A 3168-nucleotide genomic window follows, 5' to 3' on the forward strand; every position below is an offset into this window, starting at 1 on the left:
TGCGCGTGCGGATCGCCGAGATGGGCGCGCGCGCGATCGAGCGGCTGATCGACATGCTCGAAGGCGGCCCCGCGGACGCCCGCGCCGAACGCCACGGCGCCGAGCTCGTGGTGCGCGACACGACCGCAGCGCGGACCTGACTGCAAGCAAGCTCACAAGAGGAAACCTGTCGATGCGTATCCCCGTCTCCCGCCGATCGCTGCTCGCCGCGCCCGCGCTCGGCGCCCTCGCCGCCGCGCCGGCCTGCGCGCATCCGCTGCTCGCCGCGCCCGCCAAGCCCGCGCTGCCGGACTGGTATGCCGATCTCGAGCGGCGCACCTTCGACTTCTTCTGGGAGCTGGCCAACCGCGAGAACGGACTGGTGCCCGATCGCTGGCCGACCCCCGCCTTCTGCTCGATCGCATCGGTCGGCTATGCGCTCACCGCCTATCCGATCGGGGTCGAGCGCGGCTGGGTGCCGCGCGCCGCCGCCGCCGAGCTCACCCGGACGACGCTGCGCTTCTTCTGGAACGCGCCGCAGGGACCCGAGCCGACCGGCAAGACCGGGCACAAGGGCTTCTTCTATCACTTCATCGACATGGAGAATGGGCATCGCTTCCGGAATGTCGAGCTGTCGAGCGTCGACACCACGATCCTGTTCATGGGCATCCTGTTCGCCGCCGAATATTTCGACGCCGACAACGCTGTCGAAGCCGAGATCCGCAAGCTCGCCGCCGACATCTATGCCCGTGCCGACTGGAATTTCTTCCGCAGCGACGGGCGCGCGGCGGTCTCGATGGGCTGGCATCCCGAGAAGGGCCTGATCCCGGCCAACTGGACGGGATATAATGAGGGGATGTTCGTCTATGTCCTCGCGCTGGCGTCGCCGGCCCATGCGGTGCCGGCGAACAGCTGGGAAGCGTGGACCGCGAAATATGCGCAATGCTGGCGCGGCACCGGCGACACGCGCCACCTCGCCTTCGCGCCACTGTTCGGCCACCAATACAGCCATGTCTGGATCGACTTCCGCGGCATCCGCGACAAGCCGATGCGCGAGGCCGGCTTCGACTATTTCGAGAACAGCCGCCGCGCGACCTATGCCAACCGCGCCTATTGCATGGCGAATCCGATGGGCTGGGCGGGCTATTCGAAGGACATCTGGGGCCTCACCGCGTGCGACGGCCCGGGCAACTACCAGCTGCCGTTCGAGGGCAAGGCGGCGACCTTCTACGGCTATGCGGCGCGCGGCCCGCTCGGCCAGCCCGACGAGCGCGACGACGGCACGATCGCGCCGACCGCAGCGCTCGGCTCGCTGCCCTTCGCCCCCGAGATCGTGATCCCCGCGGCACAGGCGCTGCGCAAGTGGCCGGGGCTCTACGACAAATACGGCTTTCGCGACGCGATCAACCCGAGCTTCACTTGGACCGACAAGCGGCTCGAGGTCGGCAAGATCAACGGCGCGCATGGCTGGCTCGGCACCGACTATATCGGCATCGACCAGGGGCCGATCCTGCTCCAGGCGACGAACTATCGCGACGATTTCGTGTGGAAGCGGATGCGACGGTCCAAGGTGATCAGGCGCGGGCTGGAGCTCGCCGGGTTCAGCGGGGGGTGGTTGGCAGGGTAGGCGGGATCGCACCAGATCCCTTTCCTTTCCCGCCACCCGGCCTCATGCCGGGGTCCACCGGGAGCCGAAGGTTGGACAAGAGGCTTAAGCTCAACGCGCCAAGCCAAGTGGACCCCGGCACAAGGCCGGGGTGACGATTGAGAAGCAGGCTGAAGGAACTCAGCGCACCCGCACCGGCTTGCTGCGCTTTGACACGCCGGTCTCGTTGAACGCCTCAACCGCCGCGTAGTAGCCGACGCCGACGTTCAGCGCGCGGATATCCTGCTTGCCCGTCTCGCCGCCGCCGAGCTCGTCGGCGAAGACCTGATAGGTCAGCGTCAGGCGATCGGGGCGTACGCCCCACATGACGTTGTAGCCCACAGCGCCGGGCACCTTGCGCCAGGTCACGCGGGCGTTGCGCGCGTCTTTCTCGCGCACCGCCGCGACCGCGCCGGGCGTGGCGGGCGCGGCACCATCGGCATTGCCGAACACGCGCAGGTCGTTGATCGCGAGATGCGCTCCGCCGATATGGCCGTGGACATAGCGGACATAGCGGACCCTGGCCGGCCGCTCGAGCTGGAGATAGGCGTTGGGCCGGTCGCGGCGCGGCCGGTCGGTCTCGGCGAGCTTCGACCAGCTTTTGCCGTCGGTGGAGCCTTCGAGGCGGAACTCGGTGTAGATGTCGGGCGCATCGGCGAAGCGGCCGGCCTGGTAGTCGGCGAAATTGACCTGGATCGCGCGGACCGTCTTCGCCGCGCCGAGGTCCATGGTCAGCGTCTCGCCGGGGTTCTTGCTCCGCGCCACCCAGAAGGTGCGCGGATTCTCGTCCGCCGCGCGGCTCGCGTCATATTCGCCGAGCGTCGAGGAAGCGATGACCTGCTTGCGGTAGGAGAGCAGCATCCAGCCGGTGAACAGGCTCTCGATGTCGTCGACCTTGCCCTCGGGCACCCAGTGCGGGAAGTCGCCGAAGCGTGCCGAGGACCACATCTGCCCGTCCGCCTCGAACCGCGTCGGGAACATGTTGATGCGCCGCTCGAAGGTCCAGTTGGCGCCGAGCCATGGCGTGCCGGTGTTCCACCAATTGCCGTGATTGTCCGCGAAGGTCGAGCCGTGTCCAGCGCCCTCGACGAAGCCGCCGGGCTTGTAGGCGACCGGGTTCCACGGGGCATATTCCCATGGGCCGAGCGGCGACTTCGAGGTGTAGGTGCCGTTGGCATAGGCGTTGTACTCGGTGCCGGGGGCGCCGTACTGGAGATAGTAAGTGCCGGCGACCTTGGTCATCCACGCGCCCTCCATGAACGGCTTGATCGGCGTGCCGTCGGGCAGGCCGCCCGAATGGTCCTGGCCGAAACGCTCCCAGCCATGCCGGTCGGGGTGGAGCTTGAACATCTCCCTGGCCGCGCCCTTGTAGATCAGGCGGCCGTCCTTGAACTCGATCTCGAGCCCGTAGAGCGGGAAGACGTTGGACGAGTTCCAGTAGAGATACCATTTGCCGTCATCGTCGAGGAACAGCGCCGGATCCCACGGACCGGGCGGGATCTCGCCGGGCTTCATCTTCTCTTCCTCGCCCGGGCGGACCTGGC

2 protein-coding genes are annotated in these 3168 nt (G+C 67.7%); one reads left to right on the top strand and one right to left on the bottom strand.

Annotated features, from left to right (window positions below; genetic code table 11):
* Window positions 1-172 precede the first annotated feature (172 nt).
* Window positions 173-1606: a glucoamylase family protein gene (locus ABDV68_RS18635; RefSeq protein ID WP_343521589.1), complete on the top strand. Its 1434-nt coding sequence runs from the start codon at window positions 173-175 to the stop codon at window positions 1604-1606.
* Window positions 1607-1765: 159 nt separating this feature from the next.
* On the opposite strand, the gene ABDV68_RS18640 is transcribed toward ABDV68_RS18635, so the two are convergent.
* Window positions 1766-3168: family 43 glycosylhydrolase (locus ABDV68_RS18640; RefSeq protein ID WP_343521590.1), on the bottom strand; the 1403-nt coding region annotated here is incomplete at its 5' end.

It is taken from the genome of Sphingomonas sp. (assembly GCF_039595165.1).
In the GTDB taxonomy this organism is placed as follows: domain Bacteria; phylum Pseudomonadota; class Alphaproteobacteria; order Sphingomonadales; family Sphingomonadaceae; genus Sphingomonas.